The sequence below is a fragment of the Bradyrhizobium sp. BWA-3-5 genome (genome assembly GCF_032917985.1).
In the GTDB taxonomy this organism is placed as follows: Bacteria; Pseudomonadota; Alphaproteobacteria; order Rhizobiales; family Xanthobacteraceae; genus Bradyrhizobium.
Genome location: NZ_CP136626.1, coordinates 6,275,787 through 6,300,546 on the forward strand (window position 1 = coordinate 6,275,787; position 24,760 = coordinate 6,300,546).

General features: G+C 63.7%; 20 protein-coding genes and 1 riboswitch. Of the genes, 7 read left to right on the top strand and 13 right to left on the bottom strand.

Annotation, left to right across the window (positions count from 1 at the left end; all coding sequences use genetic code 11):
• Window positions 1–148 precede the first annotated feature (148 nt).
• Window positions 149–421 carry a hypothetical protein gene (locus RX331_RS30120; protein WP_317253233.1) on the top strand — a complete coding sequence of 91 codons (273 nt, stop codon included), beginning with the start codon at window positions 149–151 and terminating at the stop codon, window positions 419–421.
• A 42-nt stretch (window positions 422–463) separates the two neighbouring features.
• Here RX331_RS30120 and RX331_RS30125 read toward each other — a convergent pair whose 3' ends face one another.
• The 12 genes from RX331_RS30125 to RX331_RS30180 form a co-directional block, all read right to left on the bottom strand.
• Window positions 464–1,249: an amidohydrolase family protein gene (locus RX331_RS30125; protein ID WP_317258273.1), complete on the bottom strand. Its 786-nt coding sequence runs from the start codon at window positions 1,247–1,249 to the stop codon at window positions 464–466.
• Between the two features lie 60 nt (window positions 1,250–1,309).
• Window positions 1,310–2,287: an aldo/keto reductase gene (locus RX331_RS30130; protein ID WP_317253234.1), complete on the bottom strand. Its 978-nt coding sequence runs from the start codon at window positions 2,285–2,287 to the stop codon at window positions 1,310–1,312.
• A 92-nt stretch (window positions 2,288–2,379) separates the two neighbouring features.
• The gene (locus tag RX331_RS30135) at window positions 2,380–3,312 is read right to left on the bottom strand and encodes a sugar-binding protein (RefSeq protein WP_317253235.1); all 933 of its coding nucleotides are present in this window, start codon (window positions 3,310–3,312) and stop codon (window positions 2,380–2,382) included.
• An 89-nt stretch (window positions 3,313–3,401) separates the two neighbouring features.
• Window positions 3,402–4,484 carry an ABC transporter permease gene (locus RX331_RS30140; RefSeq protein ID WP_317253236.1) on the bottom strand — a complete coding sequence of 361 codons (1,083 nt, stop codon included), beginning with the start codon at window positions 4,482–4,484 and terminating at the stop codon, window positions 3,402–3,404.
• On the bottom strand, window positions 4,484–5,248 hold the full coding sequence (locus tag RX331_RS30145; protein WP_317253237.1) for an ATP-binding cassette domain-containing protein: 765 nt from the start codon (window positions 5,246–5,248) through the stop codon (window positions 4,484–4,486). The genes RX331_RS30140 and RX331_RS30145 overlap by 1 nt, the downstream gene beginning before the upstream one ends.
• A gap of 13 nt (window positions 5,249–5,261) precedes the next feature.
• Entirely contained in the window at window positions 5,262–6,584 is a 1,323-nt protein-coding gene (gene xylA / locus RX331_RS30150; protein WP_317253238.1) for a xylose isomerase, read from the bottom strand.
• Window positions 6,581–8,029, bottom strand: coding sequence for a xylulokinase (gene xylB, locus RX331_RS30155; RefSeq protein WP_317253239.1), 1,449 nt, complete (start codon window positions 8,027–8,029; stop codon window positions 6,581–6,583). Before xylB ends, xylA begins: the two co-directional genes overlap by 4 nt.
• 77 nt (window positions 8,030–8,106) lie before the next feature.
• Window positions 8,107–9,150 (bottom strand): LacI family DNA-binding transcriptional regulator, encoded by a 1,044-nt coding sequence (locus tag RX331_RS30160; protein WP_317253240.1) that lies wholly within the window; start codon window positions 9,148–9,150, stop codon window positions 8,107–8,109.
• An 82-nt stretch (window positions 9,151–9,232) separates the two neighbouring features.
• Window positions 9,233–10,273 (bottom strand): ABC transporter permease, encoded by a 1,041-nt coding sequence (locus RX331_RS30165; RefSeq protein WP_317253241.1) that lies wholly within the window; start codon window positions 10,271–10,273, stop codon window positions 9,233–9,235.
• 11 nt (window positions 10,274–10,284) lie between these two features.
• Window positions 10,285–11,787: a sugar ABC transporter ATP-binding protein gene (locus RX331_RS30170; RefSeq protein ID WP_317253242.1), complete on the bottom strand. Its 1,503-nt coding sequence runs from the start codon at window positions 11,785–11,787 to the stop codon at window positions 10,285–10,287.
• A 40-nt stretch (window positions 11,788–11,827) separates the two neighbouring features.
• Window positions 11,828–12,781, bottom strand: coding sequence for a sugar-binding protein (locus RX331_RS30175; RefSeq protein WP_317253243.1), 954 nt, complete (start codon window positions 12,779–12,781; stop codon window positions 11,828–11,830).
• Window positions 12,782–13,161: 380 nt separating this feature from the next.
• The gene (locus RX331_RS30180; RefSeq protein WP_317253244.1) at window positions 13,162–13,764 is read right to left on the bottom strand and encodes a TetR/AcrR family transcriptional regulator; all 603 of its coding nucleotides are present in this window, start codon (window positions 13,762–13,764) and stop codon (window positions 13,162–13,164) included.
• 202 nt (window positions 13,765–13,966) lie between these two features.
• On the opposite strand from RX331_RS30180, the gene RX331_RS30185 reads away from it, so the two are divergent.
• The 3 genes from RX331_RS30185 to RX331_RS30195 all read left to right on the top strand — a co-directional run bounded on the left by RX331_RS30185 (window position 13,967) and on the right by RX331_RS30195 (window position 19,797).
• On the top strand, window positions 13,967–15,205 hold the full coding sequence (locus RX331_RS30185) for an efflux RND transporter periplasmic adaptor subunit (RefSeq protein WP_317253245.1): 1,239 nt from the start codon (window positions 13,967–13,969) through the stop codon (window positions 15,203–15,205).
• A gap of 34 nt (window positions 15,206–15,239) precedes the next feature.
• Window positions 15,240–18,428, top strand: a complete 3,189-nt coding sequence (locus RX331_RS30190; protein WP_317253246.1) for a multidrug efflux RND transporter permease subunit — start codon at window positions 15,240–15,242, stop codon at window positions 18,426–18,428.
• A 175-nt stretch (window positions 18,429–18,603) separates the two neighbouring features.
• Window positions 18,604–19,797 carry a M20/M25/M40 family metallo-hydrolase gene (locus RX331_RS30195; protein WP_317253247.1) on the top strand — a complete coding sequence of 398 codons (1,194 nt, stop codon included), beginning with the start codon at window positions 18,604–18,606 and terminating at the stop codon, window positions 19,795–19,797.
• A gap of 30 nt (window positions 19,798–19,827) precedes the next feature.
• On the opposite strand, the gene bluB is transcribed toward RX331_RS30195, so the two are convergent.
• Window positions 19,828–20,481, bottom strand: a complete 654-nt coding sequence (bluB, locus tag RX331_RS30200; protein WP_317253248.1) for a 5,6-dimethylbenzimidazole synthase — start codon at window positions 20,479–20,481, stop codon at window positions 19,828–19,830.
• 147 nt (window positions 20,482–20,628) lie between these two features.
• Window positions 20,629–20,825: riboswitch (cobalamin riboswitch) on the top strand.
• Window positions 20,826–21,093: 268 nt separating this feature from the next.
• On the opposite strand from bluB, the gene RX331_RS30205 reads away from it, so the two are divergent.
• From RX331_RS30205 to RX331_RS30215, 3 genes are read left to right on the top strand one after another with little or no spacing between them, the layout of a single operon-like run.
• Window positions 21,094–22,965: a TonB-dependent receptor plug domain-containing protein gene (locus RX331_RS30205; RefSeq protein WP_317253249.1), complete on the top strand. Its 1,872-nt coding sequence runs from the start codon at window positions 21,094–21,096 to the stop codon at window positions 22,963–22,965.
• Complete coding sequence (locus tag RX331_RS30210) at window positions 22,959–23,981, top strand: iron ABC transporter permease (RefSeq protein WP_317253250.1); 1,023 nt, start codon at window positions 22,959–22,961, stop codon at window positions 23,979–23,981. Before RX331_RS30205 ends, RX331_RS30210 begins: the two co-directional genes overlap by 7 nt.
• Complete coding sequence (locus RX331_RS30215; protein WP_317253251.1) at window positions 23,978–24,760, top strand: ABC transporter ATP-binding protein; 783 nt, start codon at window positions 23,978–23,980, stop codon at window positions 24,758–24,760. The genes RX331_RS30210 and RX331_RS30215 overlap by 4 nt, the downstream gene beginning before the upstream one ends.

Here is a 24,760-nt window from a genome sequence, read left to right on the forward strand (position 1 = left end):
GCTGCGCGCTGCCGAATTGAGCGACTATCTAAGCTGCAAAGCCCCGGGGCCCCACCGGGGCTTTGTCGCATCGGCTTCCCTTCCGGAAGGATACGGCTTGCTGCAAACTGCCCACGCCGCTCGCGATTCGTAAATGTCTTGAGGAGCCATGAACGAGACTTTGATATCCGCCTGTATGCTGTTTCTCATTCCAGCAACGCTTTTGTTCGGCGCATTGGGTGTCGCGCACTCGTCCTTTCTCAAGATGCTGGTCTGCCTGCTTGGCGTCGCCACGACCGGGTTATGGCTTTATCGGATCTGGTGGTGGACAAACCTGTCCCTGATCGATCGCAGAACGGCGCTTGGTCTCTCAGGCATGTATGCGGCCGCGTGGCTGATCACCTTCCTGGTGCAGATAAAAAATGTTTCTTCGCGCGACTGACGCTGCCTGCGGCGCCTCGCGCTGGCCATATCCAGCTTACGACTAAGGAAGACGATAAGCCCGCCGGGCGTTCGTGCCAAACGCCTTGTCGCGCACCTGCGGACCAAGCTTCGTTAGGCATTCATCGAGCGCGCCCTTGATGGCGCCATAGCTTCCCGCGAGCAGACACACCGGCCAGTCCGAGCCGAAGATCAGCCGATCCTCGCCAAAGCATTCGGCGGCATGCGCGACGAACGGAAGCAGGCGTTCTGCATCCCAATCGTCCCAATTGGCTTCGGTGGCGAGACCGGAAATCTTGCACCAGACATTGCCGCAGGCGGCGAGCGCGGCAAGAAGATCGGCCCATTCGCGGCTGAAGCCCTCTGATATCGGCGGCTTGGCGGCGTGATCGAGGACAAAGCGCGCTTGCGGAAAGGCCTGCGCGGTGGCGATCGCCGCTGGCAGTTCTCGCGTGCGCACCAGCAGATCGTAAGTGAGCCCCTGCGCAAACACCGCGGTCAGGCCGCGCTGCACGTCCTCGCGCAACAGCCAATCAGGATCGCTCTCGTCGTGCACCTGGTGGCGAATGCCGACCAGCCCGTCGCCTCCGGGCAGACCGCGCAGCCGCGCGAGCGTCTCGTCAACTGCGCTATCCGTCAGGTCGGCCCAGCCGACCACGCCGACGACGAAGGGCGTCGCCGCGGCGACGCGCAAAAATTCCTCGGTCTCCTCGATCGAGGACCGGCATTGCACCAGGATGCTCGCATCGATGCCGTTGGCACGGAGCAGCGGCGCGAGAGCGGCAGGCCCGAAGGCGCGGCGGATCGGCGCCAGTTCAGGCGCCTCCATCCAGGGATAATCGGCGCGTGCGGGATCCCAGAAATGCTGATGGGCGTCGATCACCGTGGGTCAGGCTCCATCCGGCAGTGGTGCCGCCGCATCGACTAGCTTGCGCTCGCGGAGTTCCTGCCAGAAGGCTGACGGCACCGGCCGCTCGGCCATAGCGATGTTGTCCGAGACCTCCGCAGCGTTGCGCGCCCCCTGCAGCGCGACCGTAACCGCCGGATGGGCCATGCAGAACTGGACCGCGGCGGCCTTCAGCTCCGTACCATGCTTGCGGCACAGCGCCTCCAGCTCTAGCGCTCGGGCGATGAGCGCCTCGTCTGCGTCCTCATAATTGAACTTTGCGCCAATGCGCGGGTTCGCGAGGATACCACTGTTATAGATGCCGCCGAGAATGATGCCGATGCCCTTCGCCTGGCAGATCGGAAACAATGTCGTCAGCGCGCCCTGGTCGAGCAGCGTGTAGCGGCCGGCCAGCAGAAAGCAATCGACCGGCGCGACCTCCGCGAAGCGCGCGAGCATCCCGGATTGATTCATGCCGGCGCCGATTGCCTTGACGGTGCCATCGTCGCGCAGGCGCCGGAGCGCGCTGAAAGCGCCGGCGATGGCATCCTCGTAATGGTCATCCGGATCGTGGACGAGCAGCACATCGACGCGGTCGAGCCCCAGGCGGGCGAGGCTTTCCTCGACCGAGCGCATCACGCCGTCATAGCTGAAATCGAATTGCGGCCGCTCGCCGGATGTTCCCTTGTAATGATCGTCTTCCGGCGCGGCCGTGGCCGGACGCAACAGACGCCCGACCTTTGTCGAGATGGCGAATGAATCCCGCCTTTGTTGGCGGAGAACACTGCCTAGGCGGCGCTCGGCCAGGCCGAAACCGTAGAGCGGCGCGGTATCGAAGAAGCGGACACCGAGCGACCAGGCGCGTTCGATGGTCGCTTCTGCATCGCCATCGCTGACCGGCGAGAACAATCCGCCAAGGGGCGCCGTGCCGAGGCCGATCGCCGTAACGTCGAGGCCCTTCGCGAGCCGCGCGCGCTTCATGTCAAGTTCCTTCCGAGGTCAACAGCAGCACTCCCTCTCCGGCAAGCCAGAGAGGGAGTGTAGCGCAGGAACGTTGGGGCTGGCGAACGTTCCTACTTCAACAGTTGAGCGACGTTATCCTTGGTTACGAGGTCGAGACCGGTATAGATGACCTCGGGAACCTTCTGGCCCTTCTTGATGGCCAGCAGAGTGTCCATCGCCTTCTCGCCCATCTCGAACGGGCGCTGTCCGGTCAGCGCGTTGGAGTAACCGTCGCGCAGCAGTTCGAGCTGCATCTTCAGCGTATCGGCGACAACGAGCGTCAGCTTGCCGGCCTCGATGTCCTTCTTGTTCTTGTTGACAAAGGCCTTGTAGCCCTCGGGCGCGAACATGGGCCAGCCGCCGACCGGCACGATCGCTCCCAAATCCGGCGTCGCGGTGCGCAGGTCCGCCATCTGCTGGACCGCGAGCGCGGGATCGTCATTGCAGAAGGTCGGCGAGCCCGCGACTTCGGTCCACTTCGAGCCCTTGAGCGCCTCACGCACGCCATCCACGCGCTCGGCGAGATTCTTGGCGCCGGGACCGCCGGAGACGACGGCATACTTGCCGCCCTCGGGCTTGAGCTGCAGCAATTGCTTGCCGAGCGCGAGGCCGAAATCCTTGTTGTTGGTGCCGATATAGGCGATGCGCTTGGAGCCGGGCGCATCCGCATCGAAGGTGATGACGGGAATGCCGGCCGCGGTGGCGGCCTCGATCGACTTGGTCATCGCCGCGACGTCGGCGACCGAAATCGCAAGACCGTCCACCTTCTGCGTCACGAAATCCTGGATGATCTGCGCCTGCGTCGCCGGCTCATGCTCGACCGGCCCCTTGTAGATGCACTCGACGTTGCCGAGCTCCTTGGCGCGCTTCAGGCAGCCGTCGCGGGCGACGTCGAAGAACGGATTGTTCATCGCCTTGGGCACGATCACGAACTTGTAAGTCTGGGCAAAAGCCGGGGTCGCCATCATCGCGATGGCCATGCCGGCAAGTAGTATCTTCTTCATGTGTCCCTCCATTTTGTGCCTATCCTTTTCGAACTGCCTGCTCCGGAAGGCGGATAGACGATGCGTTCGTTGCTTCCTCCGGAGTAATTTCATGTGACGCGTGAGCGGATGCGATCGACCAGCACGGCGAGGATGATGATCACGCCGACCAGCGTCTGCTGCCAGTAGGAGCTGACCTGCGCCAGCACGAGGCCGTTGCGGATCACCTCGAGCAACACGCAGCCGACGATGGCGCCAAGGGGGCCGCCGACGCCGCCAGCGAGATTGGCGCCGCCGATCACCGCCGCCGCGATCACGTTGAGCTCGTAGGACGTCGCCATGTTCGCCGGCGCCGATCCGAGCCAACCCGAGACGATGATGCCCTGCAGCCCTGCGGCCAGAGCGCAGATCACGTAGACTTCGATCTTGACCCGCACCACCGGGATGCCGGTCAATTCCGCTGCCTTCTCATTGCCGCCGAGCGCGAAGACATGGCGGCCGAAGCTGGTGTGATGCAGCACGATCGCCATGACCAGAGCGAGGACCACCAGATAGATGAACGGCGCCGGCACGCCGAACAGATCGCCCGATGTCAGCGCATAGAAATAATCAGCATCCGGCCCGCCTGGGAAGCTGCCGCGCCCGTTGGAGACGACATAGCCGAGACCGCGCACGATCGAGAGCATGCCGAGCGTGGTGACAAAAGGCGACAGCCCGAGTACGGCGATGCAGAAGCCGTTGACGAGGCCGACGATCAGCGCGACGGCAAGTCCCGCCACGACCGAGACCAGCAGGATCAGCCCCGGTACATTGGCGACCACGGTCTTGCCGTCCGCAGCCAGATGCACGAACAGCGATGCGCCGGGCATGCCCGGCGTCGACAGGCCTGACATCACCATGGACGTGATCATGGCGGAGAAGCACATCATCGATCCCACCGATAGATCGATGCCGCCAGTGATGATCACGAAAGTGATGCCGAGGGTGGCGATGGCGATGAAGGAAAAGTTCTTCGCCACGTTCTGCATGTTGCCCTGCGTGAAGAAGTACGGGCTGGCAAAATGCATCGCGACCAGCAGCACCAGCAGCGCAAGCAAAACGTAGCCGGTCTGGGACGCAAAGAGGCCGCGCTGCCACCATCTGCTGCGGCCGACATTGGTGAAGGAGATCGGAGATTCGAGCGGCATGGCCATCACGCAGCCTCCTTCGCGCCGGTGATCAGGGCAGTGACTTCCTCGGGACTGGTATCGTTGATCGGCTTGTCCGCGCGCTTCTCGCCGCGGCGCATCACGACGACGCGGTCGCAGACCGCGAAGACGTCGGGCATGCGGTGGGAGATCAGCATGACGGCGACGCCCTGCTCTTTCAGCCGATGAATCAGGCTCAGCACCTGCTCGACCTGGCGGACCGAAATCGCCGCTGTCGGCTCGTCCATCATCACGAGTCTCGCGTTCGACAGGCGGGTGCGTGCGATCGCAACCGCCTGGCGCTGGCCGCCGGACATCTGCTTGACGAGATCGTGCGGTCTCGTCTCGGAACGCAGCTCGCCGAACAGTTCCAGCGCGCGCGCCGCCATCGCATTATGATCGAGGAAGGCGAACGGACCGAATTTGCGCTTGAGCTCACGGCCGAGGAAGACGTTGGCCGCCGCCGTGAGATTGTCGGCCAGCGCCAGGTCCTGATAGACGACCTCGATCCCGACCGCGCGGGCATCAATGGGGCGATAGAAATGGACCACATTGCCGCCGAACCGGACCTCGCCGTGGGTCGGGCGGAAATTGCCGGCGATGATTTTCACCAGCGTCGACTTGCCCGCGCCGTTGTCGCCCATCAGGCCGACCACCTCGCCGGGGGAAACTCGCAGATCGACGTCATGCAGCGCGCGGATCGCGCCGAACTCTTTGCCGATCCCGGTCAATTCCAGAACCGGCTGCGTGGTGCTGTCAGCGGTTTCCATGCTCGGCCTCGCCTCAGACGTACCGGTTGACCAGAGATTCCAGATATTCCTGACGGCCCGACCGCGGCTGCGGATCGAATCCGGGCGCCAGCGCGCGATCGGCAAGATCGGCCAGCGAACGCTGGCCGGCGAGGATCGCGCGTCCCTCGGCAGCAGTCCATCCGGCGTAGCGATCGGCCATCGGCGCCGTCAGCGCCTCGGCATCGAGCATATCAGCCGCGGCCAGGAACGCCCGCGCGCAGGCCTCCATCGAACCGACATGGGCGTGGATCAGATCGTCCGGATCGATCGATTGCCGCCTGATCTTGGCGTCGAAATTGAGACCGCCGGTGGTGAAGCCACCAGCTTTCAAAATGTCGTGGAATACCAGCGCCAGCTCCGGCACGTTCATGGCGAACTGATCGGTATCCCAGCCGAGCAGATCGTCGCCGCGGTTGATGTCGAGCGAGCCGAACACGCCGAGCGCCTGGGCCAGCGCGATCTCGTGCTGGAACGAATGGCCGGCGAGAATCGCGTGGTTCTGTTCGATGTTGAGCTTGACGTCGTTCAGCAGGTCGTAGCGCTGCAGGAAGCCGTAGCAGGTGGCGACGTCGAAATCATATTGATGCTTGGTCGGCTCCTTCGGCTTCGGCTCGATCAGGATCGGTCCCTTGAAACCTATTTTGTGCTTGTGCTCGACGACCAGCGAGACAAAGCGACCGAGCTGGTCGAGCTCGCGCTTGATGTCGGTGTTGAGCAGCGTTTCATAGCCTTCGCGTCCGCCCCACAGCACATAGTTCTGCCCGCCCAACCGGTTGGTCACCTCGAGCGCGGCGCGTACCTGGCCGGCGGCATAGGTGAAGATGTCCGGATCCGGATTGGTCGCGGCGCCGGCCATGTAGCGGCGATGCGTGAACAGATTGGCCGTACCCCAAAGCAGACGCACCTTGGAAGACGCCATCTTCTGCTCGAACAGGTCGGCAATGGCGTTGAGGTTGGCGACGGATTCGGCGAGCGAGGCGCCTTCCGGCGCGACATCGACGTCGTGGAACGTAAAGAAGGGCACGTCGAGCAAGCGAAACAGCTCGAAGGCGATATCGGCCTTGGCCCGCGCCTGCGCCATTGCATCCGTGCCATGATGCCAGGGCCGCAGGAATGTCTCGCCGCCGAATGGATCGCCGCCGGGCCAGCAGAACGAATGCCAGTAGCAGACCGCAAAGCGCAGGTGATCCTCGAGCCGCCGTCCGCGCACGAGGATATCCTTGTCGTACCAGCGGAACGCGAGCGGGCTCTTGGCGTCCTTGCCGCCATAGGCGACCGGCGCACTCGCTCCGAAAAATTTGGGTGATACGTTCACGGGGAGCACTCCTTCAGCGCGGGATAAAGTTTTCGCCACTGGTGATAGGTTTCATCGTAGGCGGCCATCGCAGGCGCGCGTGGCGTGAAGCTCGCAAGCCGGCGCGGACGCGTGCAGACCTGGGCGGGGTTTTCGCCGGTTGCGGCAAGCCGGCCGAGCCGTGCCGCGCCGAGCGCCGCACCGACCTCGCCCTCCTCGACACGATGGACGGCAATACCGAGGACGTCGGCGCAGATCTGGGCCCACAGCACCGAGCGCGAGCCGCCGCCCACAAGATCGACCTCCGAGATACCGCCGCCGAGCGCCGCAAGATTGTCGCGCGCGGCGAAAGCGACGCCTTCGAGCACGGCCTGGACGATCTGATCGCGCCCGGTCGCGCCGCGAAGACCTGCGAATGCGCCGCTGGCGGCGGCGTCGTTGTGCGGCGTGCGCTCGCCATCGAGATAGGGAAGAAACTTGACCGGGCTCGGTCCGTGCACGGTCTCGCCGAGTGGGGCCAGCAGCGCGGCGGCAGGCGTCGCCATGACGCCCGAGAGCCAGGCCAGCGAGGCCGCCGCCGCCAGCATCACGCCCATCTGGTGCCAGAGACGTGGAAGCGCATGGCAGAAGGCGTGCACGGCCGATGCGGGCGCGGGCGCAAAACTATCGGTGACGCGAAACAGGACGCCTGACGTTCCCAGCGACAGGAACGCATCGCCCGGCGTGATGGCGCCGAGCCCGATCGCGCTCGCCGCGCAGTCTCCCGCGCCGCCGGCAACCACGACATCTTTCGCCATGCCCCAGCGCTGCGAAAATTCGGGGGCGAGCGTTGCACTGACCTCGCTGCCTTCGACCAGGCGCGGCATGTGGCTGAGATCGAGCCCGGCGGCCTGCAGCAGCTGCTCGGACCAGCGGCGCTGACCGACATCGAGCCAGAGCGTGCCGGCGGCGTCCGACATATCCTCGACCATCTCGCCTGTCAGGCGATAGCGCACATAGGCCTTCGGCAGCAGCACTTTTGCGACCCTGGCGAAAATCTCTGGCTCATGGCGGGCCACCCAGAGCAGCTTTGGCGCCGTGAAGCCCGGCATTGCGAGATTGCCGGCGATCGCGTGGAGCGAGGGACAACGCGCCTCGAGCTCCCTGCATTCGGCATGGGACCGGCCGTCATTCCACAGGATGGCCGGCCGCAGCGGACAGCCATCCTCGCCGAGCAAGGTGGCTCCGTGCATCTGGCCCGAGAGACCGATGCCGCGCACCGCTGCGACCTCGCGCGGATGAGCGGACGCGAGATCGTCGACGGCGCCGATCGCCGCCTCGACCCAGGCGTCGGGATCCTGCTCGGACCACAGCGGTGCGGGATGGAAAAGCGCAAGCTCGCGCGCGGCCGTCGCGACAACCGCGCCAGCCTCGTTCACGAGCACCGCCTTCACACCGGACGTGCCGATGTCCATTCCAAGATACACTTCGTCCTCCCTTCCGGCCTGATTGGCAATCTCCGTCGCCTTCCCTATCGGGCCGTCCTGCAAATCCGTTCTGCCGGCTACGGCAGATTGTCCCGCATCACGATGTCGATCCGGATCTTTTCCTGTTCGCTCAAGATCGGCTCGCCGCGCGCGAGCGCAAGCAGCACGCGCACGGCGGCGCGGGCTTCATGTCCCGGGTTTTGCGAAATCGCCGCGTCCATCACGCCCTGCAACAACAGCTTGCGCGTCAGTGAAGTGACGTCGTGGCCGACGAATACCACCTGTTTTTCGCGGCCGGAATCGATCAGCGCCTTGGCAACGCCCTGTGTGCCAGCGCCGACATTGTAGAGACCGACGATATCTTGATGTTTGCCGAGCAGCCGCGACATCAGCCGTTCCGAACGCTCATCCTCGTCACGCCCTTCGAGCACAGGCAGGACGTCGAGCCCGGGAAATTCCGCTGCCATCACCTGATTGAAGCCAAAGATGCGCTCGGCATGGTCGCGCAGGCCTTGCGATCCGGCAACGATCGCGACCTTGCCGGATCTTTGACCAACGAGCCGCCCGACCAGCGCGCCGGCGGTGCGCCCGGCGGCGATGTTGTCGATGCCGATATAATGATGGCGGCGCGACGACGGCACATCAGAGACCAGCGTCACCACCTTGGCCCCGCCATCGACGAGATCGTTGATGGCGGCCCGCACGGCGGGATGATCGAGCGCAACGACCGCCACCCCGTCATACTCGCCGGCAAGGGCCTCCAGCGCGTTTGCGAGAACGGGGCCGTCGAATACGTCGGTCGCGACCATCTTGAGCGCGAGGCGGCGCGCCGACAGCCAGCCCGACATCTCGCCGAGATAGGATTCGATCTGCTGCATGAAAGGGTTCGGCCCCGACGGCATCACGAAGGCGAAGCGACGGAAGCGGCTACGCGCAAGCTCGGCGCCGGCGACATGCGGCTGAAACGCGTTGCGCGCGATCGTGTCCTTGACGCGGCGGACCGTGTCCGGTCGCACGCCGGGCCGGTTGTGCAGGACACGATCGACCGTCGCGAGGCTGACGCCAGCCTGGCGGGCAATGTCCCTGAGCGTCAGCGGGCTGTCGGTGTCCGGCTCCTTCATGGCTGAAGGCTAGCAGAGGTTATTTGAGGTACGCAACTCATTTTGAGGGAGAAACATGGAAACTGGCCGTAACGCTCAGGCGTCACTCTGCTTTCGCCCGATCGAGCAGCGGCGCGGCCATTTTGGTTTCAGGCCGCCCAGTTTCCGGCCGTTCCCTGGCAGCCTTGGTGCGGCGTCCGCGCTGCGTGAGGTACTGGTCCGCGACAACACCGATGAGGATCACCGTGCCCATCACCGCAAAGTTGAGGGAACTCGGAATGCCCAACAGATTGACGAGATTTTGCAGCACCTGGAGCAGCACGGTGCCAAGTACGACGCCGATGATCGAGCCCTCGCCGCCACGCAGCGAGCAGCCGCCGAGCACGGCGGCGGCGATGGCGTAGAGCTCGTAGAATGAGCCGTGCACCGCTGGAGAGATGGAGCGCGTGTACATCGCGATCAGGATTGCCGAGAACGCGGTTAGTCCGCCACAGATAATGTAGGCGGAGATGACGACGCGATTGGCGCGAATGCCAGAATAGCGCGCCGCCTCCTCATTCTTGCCGACCGCATAGAGATAACGCCCGAATACGGAGCGGTGCAGCACCACCCAGGCAACCACGGCGACGAGGATCAGCGCCACCACGCTATGTGGCAGCGGAAAGCCCAACACGTTGGTGCGGCCCGCGGTCAGCCATTCGAGCGTCGGGAAGCTCGCGCCGAAACCGAAGCCCGCCGTGGCATCTTCGGTGTAATAGCGTGCGGCGCCACGGTAGATCAGCAGTCCGCACAGCGTGACCACGAAGGCTTGGATACGCATCCTGGTGACGAGCGTGCCGTGCACCACACCGATCGCCAGCCCGGCGGCAATGATGATGGCGAAGGCCAGGAGCCAGTGGACGTCGTGATTGACGATCAGGTCGATGAACAGAACGCCGAGCAGTGCGATCACCGAGCCGACCGACAGTTCGATTCCGCCGATGATGATGACGAAGGCTTCGGCGATGGAAATGATGCCGAACAACCCGATCTGGTTGGCGGTATTGGAGAGATTGCCGACCAGAAGGAAACGCGGATTGATGAAGGCGACAACGGCGCCGACCACCAGGATCAGGACGAGCAGGCTCAAGTCTTTCTTGTGCAAGGTACCCTCGCCTAGACTGTGTGGCCGACGGCAAGCTGAAGCACATTGTGCTCGCTGAACTGCGTGCGATCAAGAAAACCTGAAATCGCACCCTCGTGCATGACCGCGATGCGGTCGCTGACCCCGATAACCTCCTCCATGTCGCTCGAGATCATCAGAATCGCGACACCCGCGTCGGTGAGGCGGCGCAACATGTCGTAGATCTCCGTTTTGGCCCCCACGTCGACCCCGCGCGTCGGCTCGTCAAAGATCAGAACCTTCGGCCGCATCGAGAGCCATTTGGCGAGCACGACCTTCTGCTGATTGCCACCGGACAACGTGCCCACGGGCGTGGCCACATCAGGCGCGCGGATCATGAGGCGCTCGCGCTGGCGCCGCGCGTTCTCGGCTTCGCGCGCGGTGTCCACCATCCAGAAGCGCAGGTAGGATGCCAGATCCGGCAACGAGATGTTTTCTGCAATCGAGACGTCGAGCAGCAGACCCGACCCCTTACGGTCTTCCGGAATCAAGTAAATCCCGTGCTCGATTGCCGCCCGCGGCGTGGCAATGCGGATCGGCTGTCCCTCGAGCTTGATTGCACCGCCGCGGAGCGGATCGATCCCGAAGATGGCGCGGGCAAGCTCGGTGCGCCCGGAGCCGACGAGCCCGGCGAGACCGAGGATTTCGCCGCGGCGGACCGACAGGCTCACGGCGCGGTCCGGGTAGGTGTCGGTAACGGCCCCGGCGATTTCGAGCACGCTGTCGCCGGGAGGCGCCGCGGGCGGCACGTATAGCGATTTCAGGTCACGCCCGATCATCAGGCGGATCATCGCGGCCGGCGTAAGTTCGGCGCGTGTGAGCGCTCCGACCACGCGCCCGTCCCGCAACACCACCGCGCGATCGGCACATTGCATCACCTCGTTGAGGCGGTGCGTGATGAAGATGACGCTGACACCGTCTGCCTTGAGCCCCTCGATGACCCGCATCAGACGGCCGGTCTCGGTCAGGGTCAGGCTGGAGGTCGGCTCGTCCATGATGACTAGGCGCGCATCGAGGGACAACGCCTTGATGATCTCGACGAGCTGGCACTCGGCCAGCGACAGTTCGGCGAGCGGCGCATCGGCCTCGAAATCGGCGCCGAGACGACTGAGCAGCGGCCGGACCTGCGCATGGAGCCGTTTGCGGTCGATGAGTTTCAATGGTCCGCCATGCACGGGCTCGCGGCCGATATAGACATTACCCGCAACGTCCAGATTGTCGAAAAGATTGAGCTCCTGATGGACAAAGGCGATACCCGCCTTGATCGCGTCGGCCACCGTAAGCGACCGCCGCTCGACGCCATCGAGCCGGATGACGCCATTATCCGGCTCGACCACGCCACCGAGCACGCGCATCAGCGTCGACTTGCCGGCGCCGTTCTCGCCGATCAGGGCAATCACCTCGCCGCGCGATACGGACAAACCGACGTGGTCGAGCGCGACCACGCCGGGATAGCTCTTGCTGATATCGACCAGTTCGAGGAACGGCTCTGGCATTGGCGCTGGCACCCCGCGAACGGCCCTAACGCTCCCGCCCTTACTTACGAAGCATCTGCTTCATCTGCCCCATGAAGTCGTCGACGTTCGAGTGCTCGATGACCTTGCCGGGCACGATGATGATGCCGTTCGCGGGAATGCCCGACTTGTCACCCTCGATGTATTTTGCCATCAGTTTCATGCCCTGATAGCCCCACTCGAACGGCTGCTGCACGACGGTGCCCACGATTTTGCCTTCCTTGACGCCGCCGAGCGTGATCGGATCTTCGTCAAAGCCGATGATCTTGATCTTGTCGAGCTTACCCGCCTCCTTCAGCACTTCGTAGATGCGCGGCGTGTTGTAGGAATAGAAACCGACGAGACAGCTGACGTCGGGCATGGCGGCGAGAATGTCTTCCACGTTGCGCTTGGCACGGGTCTGATCGATCTCGTCGCCGCGAACGTCGACCAGTTCGATCTTCGAGCCCTTGATCGTCTCCTTGACGCCTTCGATGCGCTCACGTGCATTGTCTGCCCCAGGCAGCCCGACGAAGCCGACGCATTTGCCGCCATTCGGCAGAGCCTTCAGCATCAGCTTGCCCGCTTCCTTGCCGAGATCGGTGTTGGACGAGCCGATATAGGCGACCCGTTTCGATTGCGGGGCGTCGCTGTCGGTCGTGAACAGCACGGTCTGGGAGGCGACCTTGTCGAGCTGCGCCGTCTGGTTCTTCGGATCCACCGAGCTGACCATGATTCCGGCGGCGCCCGCGGCTACAAGGTCTTCCATCACCCGCTGCTGTACGGCGGCTGCGGCCTGTTCAGGATATTTGAACTGAAGATCGTATTTGGGCAGTTCGCCCTGCGCCTTCTTCACGCCGGCCTCCGCGATCTTCCAGAAGTCGGACGCACCATTGACGACGAACGCCAAAACCTTCTTGTCCGCCGCGTTCGCTGAACCGAAACCAAGCGCTGCCGCAAAGGCGACCGACAGACCCGCAACCAAGAGACGCTGCATTCCACCCTCCCTGTTTTCGTGTGGTCAGCCATCTAAGTAGGGCCAACTCTTCTACTGTTGAGCGACCGCCCCGTCTCCTGCCGTCAGCGGCTGCGCAACAGACCGCATCGTCAGCTCGGATCGCGAGGCAAATGAGGCACGCACCTCAGATACCAGACGCCCGCTATGCGTGCAACTGCGGGCATCCGCCCTTTTCGCCTGATGGTGGTGAGGACTCGCCGATTCAGGACTAGATCCGCTACAAGCTTACGGCAGCTTGGCAGGACGGTATCTGATCGTGGCAGCCGCCGGCGGTGCGCGGTTAGACCGGCCGCGACCCGCGTGCGCGACGTGACGAGCGCCAGGGAAGCGGCCGCGGCATCCCGGAAAGCTGAACGGCGTCAGCGTTTCGTCGACTGCTCCTCGAAAACTTTCACCGAAACATTTGCCACTTGCCGGAGCGCTTCGCGATCGGCGCCTGATGACGCCATCACGCCCATGCCGGCGGACACCGCCGAAAGGTAACGCGCCAGCGCGGCAGGGTCGGCAGTCTGCTTCAAATCGCCTTCCTTCGTCGCCCTGACGAAGCGTTCGCGCAACTGATCTTCGGTCAATGCGCGGCGCGCGGCGAGTTCGAAGGGCACGTTTTCAGAACCCGTACCGCAGGCAAGGCCGCCTTGCACGAGCAGGCAACCGGGCGGATTGTCGGGATCGGTTTGGCTGTCTGCGGTGCCCATCAGCATCCGCTCCGCGACATCGCGGGCGGTCGGCGCGCTCAAAACGCCTTCCATCCAGGCGGCACGTTTGGCCGTGTACCGGTCGAGGGCCGCTTTCAGCAGACCTTCCTTATTTCCAAATGCCGCATAAAGGCTCGGCGGGTTGATGCCCATCGCCTCGGTTAGCTGCGCAATGGTCGCGCCCTCATAACCATGTCGCCAGAACACCTCCATCGCCTGATCCAATGCGGCATCGGCGTCGAATTCTCTCGGGCGTCCCATGGCCATTTGCGTTACTCCCATGAAGCCGACGCCGCTTTTCGCGCGGCGTTCAATTCTCTAACCTTCTGATTTATCGTGATTCTTTTATTTGATTTCCAGTCTTGCGGCTGGCCCGCTAATATTTTCGTAGTGGATGGTACATAAGTATCTTGCGAACCACCGTCCAGCTCCACATTTGTAGTGAACACTACAATTATGGAGCGCGCAAATGCCCCCATCCGCCAAGACCTTCCTCTCCACCCAATTCCGGCGTGTCGTCGGCGCAGCCATCCTCGGCGTCCTCGCGGCGGCCGGTTCGATCGTGGGCGGCCGCTATTTTCATGCGGCCCAAGCAACCGCGGGGACTGCCCCCGAGCAGGCCGTCGCCGTTACGATCGCGGTGATCGAGCCGCGCCGGACCGCGCTGTGGGACGACTTTTCCGGACGTCTCGAAGCCGTCAACCGCGTCGAGCTGCGCCCGCGCGTCGCTGGCGCGATCCTATCGGCCAACTTTGCCGAGGGCGCGCTGGTGAAGGCCGGCGATGTCCTGTTTAAGATCGATCCGGCGCCCTACGCCGCCGAAGTGGACAAGGCCAGCGCGCAGCTCGAAGCAGCAAAGGCGCGTGCGATCTTTACCGCGAGCGAGGTCGAGCGTGGCGCGCAGCTCGTCGGCAACGCCGTCGTCACGCGGCGTGATTTCGATCAGCGCGACAACGCCAATCGCGAAGCGATCGCCAATGTGAAGGCGGCCGAAGCGACGCTGAAGACCGCAAGGCTCAATCTCGACTACACTGAGGTCCGCGCGCCGGTCGATGGCCGCGTTGGCAAGATCGAGGTAACCGTCGGAAATCTCGTGGCGGCAGGAACGGCCTCCCCGGTCCTGACCTCTCTCGTTTCCGTCAACCCGATCTACGCGAGTTTCGATGCGGACGAGGAGATCGTGCTGCGGGCGCTGAATTCGATTGCAGATCATTCAGGCCAGCGCGGCAATCTCGACCGCATACCCGTCGAGATGACCACTTCCGGCGGCAGATCGACCCAAGGCCATATCCAGTTGATCGACAACCAGGTCAATGGTCAGAGCGGCACAATTCGTGTCCGCGCTGTATTCCGCAACGAGGACGGCCGCCTCATTCCAGGCCAGTTCGCGCGGGTGCGGATGGGTCAGCCGCAGCAACAGACGCTGGTGATGATCGACGAGCGGGCCATCGGTACCGACCAGGACAAGAAGTTCGTCATGGTGGTCGGCGACGACAACCGCGCGATCTATCGCGGCATAACGCTCGGTGGCTCCGTCGACGGACTCCGTATCGTGAAGGACGGCCTGAAATCCGGTGATCGCATCGTCGTCAATGGCCTACAGCGGGTACGCCCGGGCGCGCTCCTGAAGAGCGAAATTGCGCAGATGGGCGCGCGCGGACCGCAGCAGGCGTCAAACGACGACAGCCGACAAATCGTGCAGCGCTAACGATCCTTCGAATCCTGGCGCTTGGGGCATTGCAATGAATCTCTCGAAATTCTTCATCGACCGGCCGATCTTTGCTGGCGTGCTTTCGATCGTGATCTTTCTGGCCGGCCTGATCTCACTGTTCGGCATGCCGATCTCGGAATATCCCGACGTCGTGCCGCCCTCCGTGGTGGTGCGCGCAACCTATCCCGGCGCCAATCCGAAGGTGATCGCGGAAACCGTGGCAACGCCGATCGAGGAGCAGATCAACGGCGTCGAGAACATGCTCTATATGAGCAGCCAGGCCACCACCGATGGGGCGATGACGCTCACCGTGACGTTTCGCCTCGGCACCGATCCCGACAAGGCGACGCAGCTGGTGCAGAACCGCGTGCAGCAGGCAGAGCCGCGCCTGCCCGCGGTTGTTCGCCAGCTCGGCATTATCACCAAGAAGAGCTCGCCCGACCTCACCATGGTCGTGCACCTGCTGTCGCCGAACAACCGCTACGACATGACGTATCTGCGCAATTACGCGGTACTCAACGTCAGGGATCGCCTGGCGCGGATCGACGGCGTCGGCGATGTCCAGCTTTACGGTGCCGGCGACTATTCGATGCGCGTCTGGGCCGACCCGCAGAAGGCCGCCGAGCACGGCCTGACCGCAAGCGACATCGTGAAGGCGATCCAGGCACAGAACGTCGAGGCGGCCGCCGGCGTGGTAGGCGCCTCGCCGAGCGTCCGGGGTATCGATCTTCAGATGTCGGTCAACGCCGAAGGCCGTCTTGCCGATGAGGAGCAGTTCGGCGACATCGTGGTCAAGACCGGTTCGCGTGGCGAGGTGGTGCGGCTGCGCGACGTCGCACGTATCGAATTGGGAGCTTCCCAATACGGCCTGCGCTCGCTGCTCGACAACAAGCAGGCGGTGGCGATCCCGATCTTCCAGGCGCCGGGTTCCAACGCGCTGCAGATCTCGGACCGCGTTCGCGCCACCATGGCCGAGATCAAGAAGAACATGCCCGAGGGCGTGTCCTACCAGATCGTCTACGACCCCACGCAGTTCGTGCGCTCGTCGATCGAGGCGGTGATCCACACGCTGCTCGAAGCCGTCGCGCTGGTGGTGCTGGTGGTGATCCTGTTCCTGCAGACCTGGCGGGCTTCCATCATTCCGCTGCTGGCCGTGCCGGTATCGATCGTCGGCACGTTCGCCGTGATGCATGTGTTCGGCTTCTCCATCAACGCGCTCAGCCTGTTCGGCCTCGTGCTCGCGATCGGCATCGTCGTCGACGACGCCATCGTCGTGGTCGAGAATGTCGAGCGCAACATCGAGGCCGGGCTGTCGCCGCGAGACGCCACCTACCAGGCCATGCGGGAAGTCTCCGGCCCCATCGTCGCGATCGCGCTGGTCCTGATTGCCGTATTCGTTCCCCTCGCCTTCATCTCCGGCCTCACCGGGCAATTCTACAAGCAGTTCGCGCTGACGATCGCGATCTCGACCGTGATTTCCGCGATCAACTCCCTGACGCTGTCGCCGGCCTTGTCGGCACTGCTGCTCAAGGGCCACGATGAGCCCAAGGACAGGCTGACCATCATCATGGAAAAAGGCCTCGGCTGGTTCTTTCGCGGCTTCAACCGCGCTTTTGCGCGCGCCTCGGAGAACTATAGCGGCAGTGTGTCCAAAGTGATCTCGGGCAAGGCGGCGGTGATGGGCGTTTATGTGCTTCTGATTGGCCTGACCGCCGTGCTGTTCCAGCAAGTGCCAAGCGGCTTCGTCCCGGGCCAGGACAAGCAGTACCTCGTCGGCTTCGCGCGACTGCCCGACGGCGCCACGCTCGACCGCACCGAAGAGGTCATCCGCAAGATGAGTGACATTGCGCTGACGCAGCCTGGCGTCGAGAGCTCGGTGGCGTTTCCCGGCCTGTCGATCTCCGGCTTCACCAACTCCTCCAATGCCGGTATCGTGTTCTCCACGTTGAAGCCGTTCGAGGAGCGCAAGGATCCCGCGTTGAGCGGCAATGCGATCGCGGCCCAGCTGAACAAGAAATATGCGGGGATTCAGGAGGCCTTCATCGCCATGTTCCCGCCGCCGCCGGTCAACGGGCTCGGCACCATCGGCGGCTTCAAGCTCCAGATCGAGGACCGCGCCGGCCTCGGCTATGATGCGCTGAACGAGGCGACCAAGGCGTTCATGGCCGCGATGCAGAAGGCCCCGGAAATCGCGGGCGTGTTCTCGAGCTTCCAAGTCAACGTGCCGCAACTGTTCGCCGATATCGACCGCACCAAGGCCTTGCAACTCGGCGTGCCCGTGACGGAGGTCTTCAACACGCTGCAGATTTACCTGGGCTCATACTATGTCAACGACTTCAACAAGTTCGGGCGCACCTATTCGGTCTACGTCCAGGCCGACGCGCCGTTCCGAGCGCGGGCCGACGATATCAGGCAATTGAAGGTGCGCTCCGCGTCCGGCGACATGATCCCGCTCTCGGCGCTGTTGAAGATTCGCCAGAGCGCCGGGCCTGAACGTGCGATCCGTTACAACGGTTTCCTGTCCTCTGACATCAACGCCGCGGCAGCGCCCGGCTATTCCTCAGGTCAGGCCCAGGAAGCGGCCACGCGCATCGCGGCTGAAGTGCTGCCGCCCGGCTTTGCTTTCGAATGGACCGACCTGACCTATCAGGAGTTCATCGCAGGCAATTCCGGCATCTGGGTCTTTCCGCTGGCGATCCTGCTGGTGTTCCTGGTGCTGGCAGCACTCTACGAGAGCCTGACCTTGCCGCTTTCGATCATCATGATTGTGCCAATGGGGCTGCTTGCCGCAATGTTCGGCGTCTGGATGTCGAAGGGCGACAACAACGTCTTCACCCAGATCGGGTTGATCGTGCTGGTGGGATTGTCCGCCAAGAACGCCATCTTGATCGTCGAATTCGCACGCGAGCTGGAATTCGCCGGCCGTTCGCCGATTCGGGCCGCGATCGAGGCGAGCCGCCTGCGGCTGCGTCCGATCCTGATGACCTCGATGGCGTTCATCATGGGCGTCCTGCCCCTGGTGCTCTCGAGCGGTGCCGGGTCGGAAATGCGCCGCGCGATGGGTGTCGCCGTGTTCTCCGGCATGATCGGCGTCACGGTATTTGGCCTGTTCCTGACACCCGTATTCTACGTTCTGTTGCGCGTCGTCACGGGACTGAAGCCACTGACAAACCATTCCGCCAGTGTAACGACCGGTCACGCGCCGGAGCCCGGTCGCTGATGCAATGCTGGGTTGCCCGGAAGCGGCGGGTTGCACGTTCAACCCGCCGTTTGATGCCTTGACGAATTCCCGCCTGCTCCGCTCTAAATTGCCCTAGCGAAGTATCGGAGCTGCCTTGCGAAACAAGGTGCCGCGAACGATGCTTCAAAGCACCGTTCGTCAAAAGGGATCCGTCATGTCCGTCGACACGCAGGCCGCCACCGATCGTCTCCTTCGCTTCCTCGCCGTCGAGGGCGTGACCGGAAAGGAGGCCGCGATCGGGCGCGAATTGGCCGCCGCGCTGCAGGAAAGTGGCGTGCCGGCGGAGGCGATCCGCCTCGACGACGCCAACACACGGATTCCCGTGCCGACGGAGACCGGCAACCTCATTGTCGACCTGCCCGGCCGCGGCGCGATGCACAACCAGCCCCGCATCATGTTCATGACCCACATGGACACCGTGCCGCTGTGCGCCGGCGCCAAGCCGAAGCTGAAGGGGCGCAAGATCGTCAACGAGGCGAAGACCGCGCTCGGCGGCGACAACCGTGCCGGTTGCGGCGTTCTCGTGACGCTGGCGTCTGAGCTGGCGAAGCAGAATCTCGATCATCCGCCGATCACGCTGCTGTTCTGCGTGCGCGAGGAGAGCGGGCTATACGGGGCACGATACGTCAAGACCGACGAGCTCGGCTCCCCTGCCATGGCCTTCAACTACGACGGCGGCTCTGCCTCCAACGTCACGATCGGTGCCGTCGGCGCGGATCGCTGGCACGTCGAGATTTTCGGCCGCGCCTCGCACGCCGGCGTCGCGCCGGAGCGCGGGATCAGCTCGACGATGATTTTGGCGCTTGCGCTCGCCGACGTGAAGGCCGGCGGCTGGTTCGGCAAGGTGGTGAAGGGCAAAAGGCAGGGCACCAGCAATGTCGGTCCCGTCACCGGCGGCGACGGACGGCCGGCCGGCGACGCCACCAATGTCGTCACCGACTATGTGCATGTGCGCGGCGAAAGCCGCAGTCACGATGCAAAGTTCTTCAAGGAGATCACGAAAGCCTACAAGGCGGCGTTCGAGAAGGCTGCAAAGAAGGTGAAGAACAGCGCCGGCAAGTCGGGCCGCATCAAGTTCAGGGCCGAGACCGACTATTATCCGTTCCGCATGAAGGAGAGCTTGCCGGTGGTCAAACGGGCAGTCGCGGCCGTGTCCGGCGTCGGCGCGACAGCGAATATCCGCGCCGCTAGTGGCGGCTTGGATGCGAACTGGATGGTCCGGCACGGCGTGCCGACGGTGACCTTCGGCGCCGGCCAGAACGAGCCGCACACGATCGACGAGTGGATCAATCTCGACGAATACGACCGTGCCTGCGCGCTCGCACTGCAGCTTGCGACCACGCGATGAACGGCCTGACGGGTCGCATGGTTACAAGAATCATCGCCGAAAAATGAAATCTCCGGCAGGCCGGCGTTCCTCCCAACCGGCGCGCTCAAGTTCTGGGCGGTCGTCGTCAGCCTGCGGATAGCCGAGGCAGAAATATCCGATCAAGCGCCAGTCCTTCGGGACATCCAGAATCTCCGTTATGGCGCAGGGATCGAGGATCGATATCCAGCCCATGCCGATGCCCTCGGCGCGGGATGCCAGCCAGATTGAAAAGACTGCGGTCACGACGGAATAGTCTGCCATCTCGGGCATCGTGCGCCGGCCAAGCCCGTGGCCGACGCCTGTCGAACGATCGGCAAACACGGCCAGGTGACATGGCGCCTCGCGCAATCCGGCCAGTTTCAGCGCGGCGTACCGAATAGATAAATCGCCGGTATAATCTCCGAGCGCATCGCGGTTGCAGGCCTCGAAATTTTCAACCACCTTCTGCCGGCGGCCGGGGTCATCCACCACCACGAAACGCCAGGGCTGACACAGCCCGACGGACGGCGCCTGACAGCCGATTTCAATCAATCGCTCCAGCAGGCTGGGCGGCAGAGGATCCCTGCGAAACCGGCGCACGTCGCGGCGCCAGCCAAACAGATCGTATAGGCGGGCGCGGAAAGCCTGGTCAAAGTGCGGCACGGCTGGCGGATCGATGGTCATGGCCTTTGCCTATGCTTCGCGGGATTTCCCGGTTTGGAGTGAGAATCGCGTGAGAACCGCGGAATTCAAAGCGCTTGCATACCCTGATCGTCAACAGCAATAGACGCCGCCTGTTCAGACCTGTTTGAAGTGCGCGCGCTATTGTGCTTATTTGGATTCGTCATCGGTGCCTTCGAAAGAAGGTGAAACGGGAATGCGGTGCGGGGCAATTGCCCCTACTCCGCAGCTGCCCCCGCAACTGTAAGCGGCATTCGCGATCCAAACGGCCACTGGGCTTCAAGCCTGGGAAGGCGGATCGCAGACCACCGCGAGCCAGGAGACCGGCCGCTGACGAGAAATCAACTCGTTCGACGGTGGGTCGACGGAAGGGGCACTATGAATTGGCTAGGATATGCTGCCGGCTCGGCGGCCATTGTTGCGTTGGCTTATTGTCACAGCGCTGCGTACGCGCGGTCGAACTCGGATCAACTTCCGCCGGTGGTGATCAATCCGGACGCTCCGCCAAAACCGGCCCGTACAACTCCCAAAAATCGAGATCGAAGCAGGGCCGGCCCGGTGCGGCCGGCCGCGAATAATACGCCTGCCCCGCCCGCACAGCCGGCGGAGGTGGTGGTGGTGACGGCCGACAGGGAGTCCGAGCCGATCAGCCGCACCGGCAGCTCGATCAGCGTGGTCAAGGGCGAGACGCTGGCAACCAGCAATCCCGGCTCGCTGGTCGACGCGCTGCGAACCGTTCCCGGCCTCGACATTTCTGAGAGTGGCGGTCCGGGTTCGACCGCGAACATCCGGCTGCGCGGCGCCAATACCGGCCAGACCCTGGTGATGATCGACGGCATCCGGATCAACGACCCGACCGCCGCGAGCGGCGATTTCGATTTCGCGATGTTTGCGCCAAGCGCCATTGAGCGGATCGAGGTGCTGAAAGGCCCGCAGAGCGCGCTCTATGGTTCGGACGCGATTGGCGGTGTCGTCAACATCATCACCAAGAAGGGCACCGGCCCGGCGCAGTTCAATGTCCGCACCGAAGGCGGCAGCTATGGCACCGCGGTGACCAACGGATCGATGATCGGATCGTCAGGCCCGTGGTCTTACGCCGTCACCGGCGCCGCGCAACACAGCAACGGCTTCTCCCGCTTTGGTTATCGGATCCCGCCGCTGGAGGCCAAATTCGGCCCGCTGGAACGCGACGGTTTCGACCGTCTCGGCGGCTCGGCCCGCTTCGGCTACGACGCCGGTGAAGGCGTACGACTGGAAACCGGTATGCTCTCCTCATTCACACGATCGGCCTATGACCAATCGACCGGCGCGTTTCCCGATACACCTTCAAGCGCGACGAGGCTTTTACAGCAGGTGTGGGGACGTGCCTCGATCGATACATTCGGGGGCATCCTGACCCATAGCCTGAACGTATTTGACACCCATATCGACCGCTCCTTCAACGATGTCACCTACAAAACCAACAAACTGCCGCAAAACACCACGTCAATCATTTCGGACTTCATCGGCAATAGCAGCGGCGCGGAATATCAGGGCAATCTGAAGCTGGGCGCTTTCGGTTCGCTGATCGTCGGCAGCCGGACACAGCACGAGACCGCCGACACCTACTCGACCAATCTGCTGCCGACCCCGGGGCCGCGAAATGCATTGCTTGGAAAAGCGCAAGACACCAATTCGGTGTTCACGTTGTGGCAGCTCCCGATCGGCGAGCGGCTGAACATCACGCTCGGCGGACGCGTGGACGATGTGGTTGATGTGGCGCGCTTCGAAACCTGGCGCGCGACGGCGGCCTACACGATTGCCGAGACCGGCACCAGATTCCACACCAGCGCAGGCACCGGCGCCAAGGCGCCGACGCTGTTTCAGCTCTACGATCCGGCCAACGGCTCGCCGGGTCTGAAGCCCGAGCAGAGCTTCGGCTATGACGCCGGCATCGATCAATCGCTGTTCAATGGCCGCGTCATCGCCTCGGTCACCGGCTTCTCGAACGACTTCAGTAACCTCATCAACTTTGTGTCGTCGACACCAACCGCCAATCCGTGCAGAGGCATTCAGACTGGTTGCTACGTCAATGTCGCCCGCGCCGAGACTAGCGGCGTGGAGGTGGGCCCAACGATCGATGTTCTGCCGGGCCTCGTGAAGTTCAACGCGGCCTACACCTACCTGCACGCGGTCGATCTTGCGACCGGGCTGGTGTTGGCGCGGCGGCCGAAAAACCTGGCGCGCTTCACGCTGACCATCACGCCGACCGACAGATGGCTGATCGAGCCCCGCATACTCACGGTCTCCAAGCGCTTCAGCAGCGCCGGCCAGACCAGCCAGGTCGACGCCTATACCCGCGTCGATCTCTATACCGAGTACAAGATTGATAAGAACTGGAAGGTGTTTGCGCGCGGCGAGAATATCCTGAACGAGCACTATCAGGAGGTTTTCAACTTCGGCACCACCGGTCCGGCGGCGTATGCGGGGTTTAGCGCCACATGGTGAGCACCGATGCCGCAAGACGACAGGTGATCGCAACCGCCGGGCTTGCTGCGCTGGTGGCACTGCTGGCGCTTGGCTCGCTCGGCATTGGACCCGTGCGGCTGTCGCCGCTGACCGTGCTCGAGGCTCTGCTCGGCGGCGGGACCGACGTACAGCGGATCATCGTCGCGGAAATTCGCCTGCCGCGAATGATCCTTGGACTGGCCATCGGTGCGATACTCGGCCTCTCGGGCGCTGCGCTGCAGGGCCTGCTGCGCAATCCGCTGGCGTCGCCTTCCCTGTTCGGGGCGCCGCAATCGGCCGCGTTTGGCGCCGTGCTGATGATTGCACTTGGCTGGGCCGACGTCCGATCCTACGCGCTGCCGGTCGCGGGAATCACGATGGCGTTCGCGTCGGTGTTCGTGCTGCTCGGCATCGCCGGAAGAAACGCCGGCCTGCTGCTACTGATCCTTTCGGGCCTGGCGATTTCCAGCCTCGCGGGAGCGGCGACCGCGCTGGTGATGAACCTATCGTCCAATCCCTTTGCCGCGCTTGAAATCGCGTTCTGGCTGCTCGGCTCGCTGGAGGACCGCAGCTTCCGCCATGTCATGCTCGCATCGCCGTTCATCATCGCGGGTGCCGCCGTGCTGATCAGCCAGCGCAGCGCCTTTCGCGCGCTGAGCCTTGGCGAAGAGACCGCGCAAAGCCTTGGCGTCGATGTCGGCCGGTTGAGATTAACGGTGATCGCGGGCGTCGCGCTGGGGGTCGGCGGCGCGGTGGCCGTCAGCGGGGCAATCGGCTTTATCGGCCTGGTCGCCCCGCATCTGGTGCGGCCCTTGATCGGCCACGATCCGGCGCGCCTGCTGATCCCGAGCGCGCTGGCCGGCGCGGCGCTGTTGCTGGCCGCGGATATCGCGCTACGGATCATTCCGTCCACGACCGATATCAAGGTGGGCGTGCTCACCTCGATCATCGGCGTGCCGTTCTTCCTCTATCTGATCGTGCGCGAACGGCGGGCGCTTGGTGGAGGCGTCGCATGAGCGGAAAGCCGATGCTGGCTGCCGAGCGGCTCGAAGTGATGCTGGCGGGCCGAACCGTCCTGCACGATGTCTCGCTGTCGCTGGCCTCAATGCAGCTTGTCGCCTTGGTAGGACCGAACGGAGCCGGCAAGACCACGCTGCTTCGCGCGCTGGCGGGTCTGGTTTCATCGACCGGTACGATCGAGGTCGGCGGCGATCATCTGTCGTCGCTTTCGCTGCGGGAGCGTGCCAAGCGTTTTGGCTACCTGCCGCAGGGCCATCTGGTGCATTGGCCGTTGCCGGCCAGGGACGTGGTCGCGCTTGGCCGATACCCGCATGGCGCCACCGATCCGGCACGGCTTTCCTCGCACGACGAACAGGCCGTGTTGCGCGCGATGCAGGCGACCAATGTCGTTGAATTTTCGGACCGCCCAGTCACGGAACTATCCGGCGGCGAACGCAGCCGCGTCGCGCTGGCGCGGGTGCTCGCGGTCGAAGCACCGATTCTGCTCGCGGACGAACCGACCGCTTCGCTCGATCCGCGTTACCAGATCGACGTCATGCTCAACCTGCGCAGCGCCGCCGACCGCGGCGTGCTGGTCGTGGTGGTGACGCACGATCTCGGGCTCGCCGCACGCTTTGCCGACACCGTGCTCGTGCTGTCGAACGGCCGGCTCCTTGCGCAAGGAATGCCCGCAGATGCGCTTTCGGAGCAGGTCATGGCCGATGTGTTCCGGATCCGCGCGTACCGCGCCGATTATCGCAACGAGGCCGTGATCGTGCCCTGGGCGGAGGCTTGA

Bases quoted from the DNA above. Each gene is read 5' to 3' on its own strand.
- RX331_RS30120 (WP_317253233.1), top strand. From the start codon at position 149: ATGAACGAGACTTTGATATCCGCCTGTATGCTGTTTCTCATTCCAGCA.
- RX331_RS30125 (WP_317258273.1), bottom strand. From the start codon at position 1,249: ATGGAGGCGCCTGAACTGGCGCCGATCCGCCGCGCCTTCGGGCCTGCC.
- RX331_RS30130 (WP_317253234.1), bottom strand. From the start codon at position 2,287: ATGAAGCGCGCGCGGCTCGCGAAGGGCCTCGACGTTACGGCGATCGGC.
- RX331_RS30135 (WP_317253235.1), bottom strand. From the start codon at position 3,312: ATGAAGAAGATACTACTTGCCGGCATGGCCATCGCGATGATGGCGACC.
- RX331_RS30140 (WP_317253236.1), bottom strand. From the start codon at position 4,484: ATGGCCATGCCGCTCGAATCTCCGATCTCCTTCACCAATGTCGGCCGC.
- RX331_RS30145 (WP_317253237.1), bottom strand. From the start codon at position 5,248: ATGGAAACCGCTGACAGCACCACGCAGCCGGTTCTGGAATTGACCGGG.
- RX331_RS30160 (WP_317253240.1), bottom strand. From the start codon at position 9,150: ATGAAGGAGCCGGACACCGACAGCCCGCTGACGCTCAGGGACATTGCC.
- RX331_RS30170 (WP_317253242.1), bottom strand. From the start codon at position 11,787: ATGCCAGAGCCGTTCCTCGAACTGGTCGATATCAGCAAGAGCTATCCC.
- RX331_RS30175 (WP_317253243.1), bottom strand. From the start codon at position 12,781: ATGCAGCGTCTCTTGGTTGCGGGTCTGTCGGTCGCCTTTGCGGCAGCG.
- RX331_RS30180 (WP_317253244.1), bottom strand. From the start codon at position 13,764: ATGGCCATGGGACGCCCGAGAGAATTCGACGCCGATGCCGCATTGGAT.
- RX331_RS30185 (WP_317253245.1), top strand. From the start codon at position 13,967: ATGCCCCCATCCGCCAAGACCTTCCTCTCCACCCAATTCCGGCGTGTC.
- RX331_RS30190 (WP_317253246.1), top strand. From the start codon at position 15,240: ATGAATCTCTCGAAATTCTTCATCGACCGGCCGATCTTTGCTGGCGTG.
- RX331_RS30195 (WP_317253247.1), top strand. From the start codon at position 18,604: ATGTCCGTCGACACGCAGGCCGCCACCGATCGTCTCCTTCGCTTCCTC.
- bluB (WP_317253248.1), bottom strand. From the start codon at position 20,481: ATGACCATCGATCCGCCAGCCGTGCCGCACTTTGACCAGGCTTTCCGC.
- RX331_RS30210 (WP_317253250.1), top strand. From the start codon at position 22,959: ATGGTGAGCACCGATGCCGCAAGACGACAGGTGATCGCAACCGCCGGG.
- RX331_RS30215 (WP_317253251.1), top strand. From the start codon at position 23,978: ATGAGCGGAAAGCCGATGCTGGCTGCCGAGCGGCTCGAAGTGATGCTG.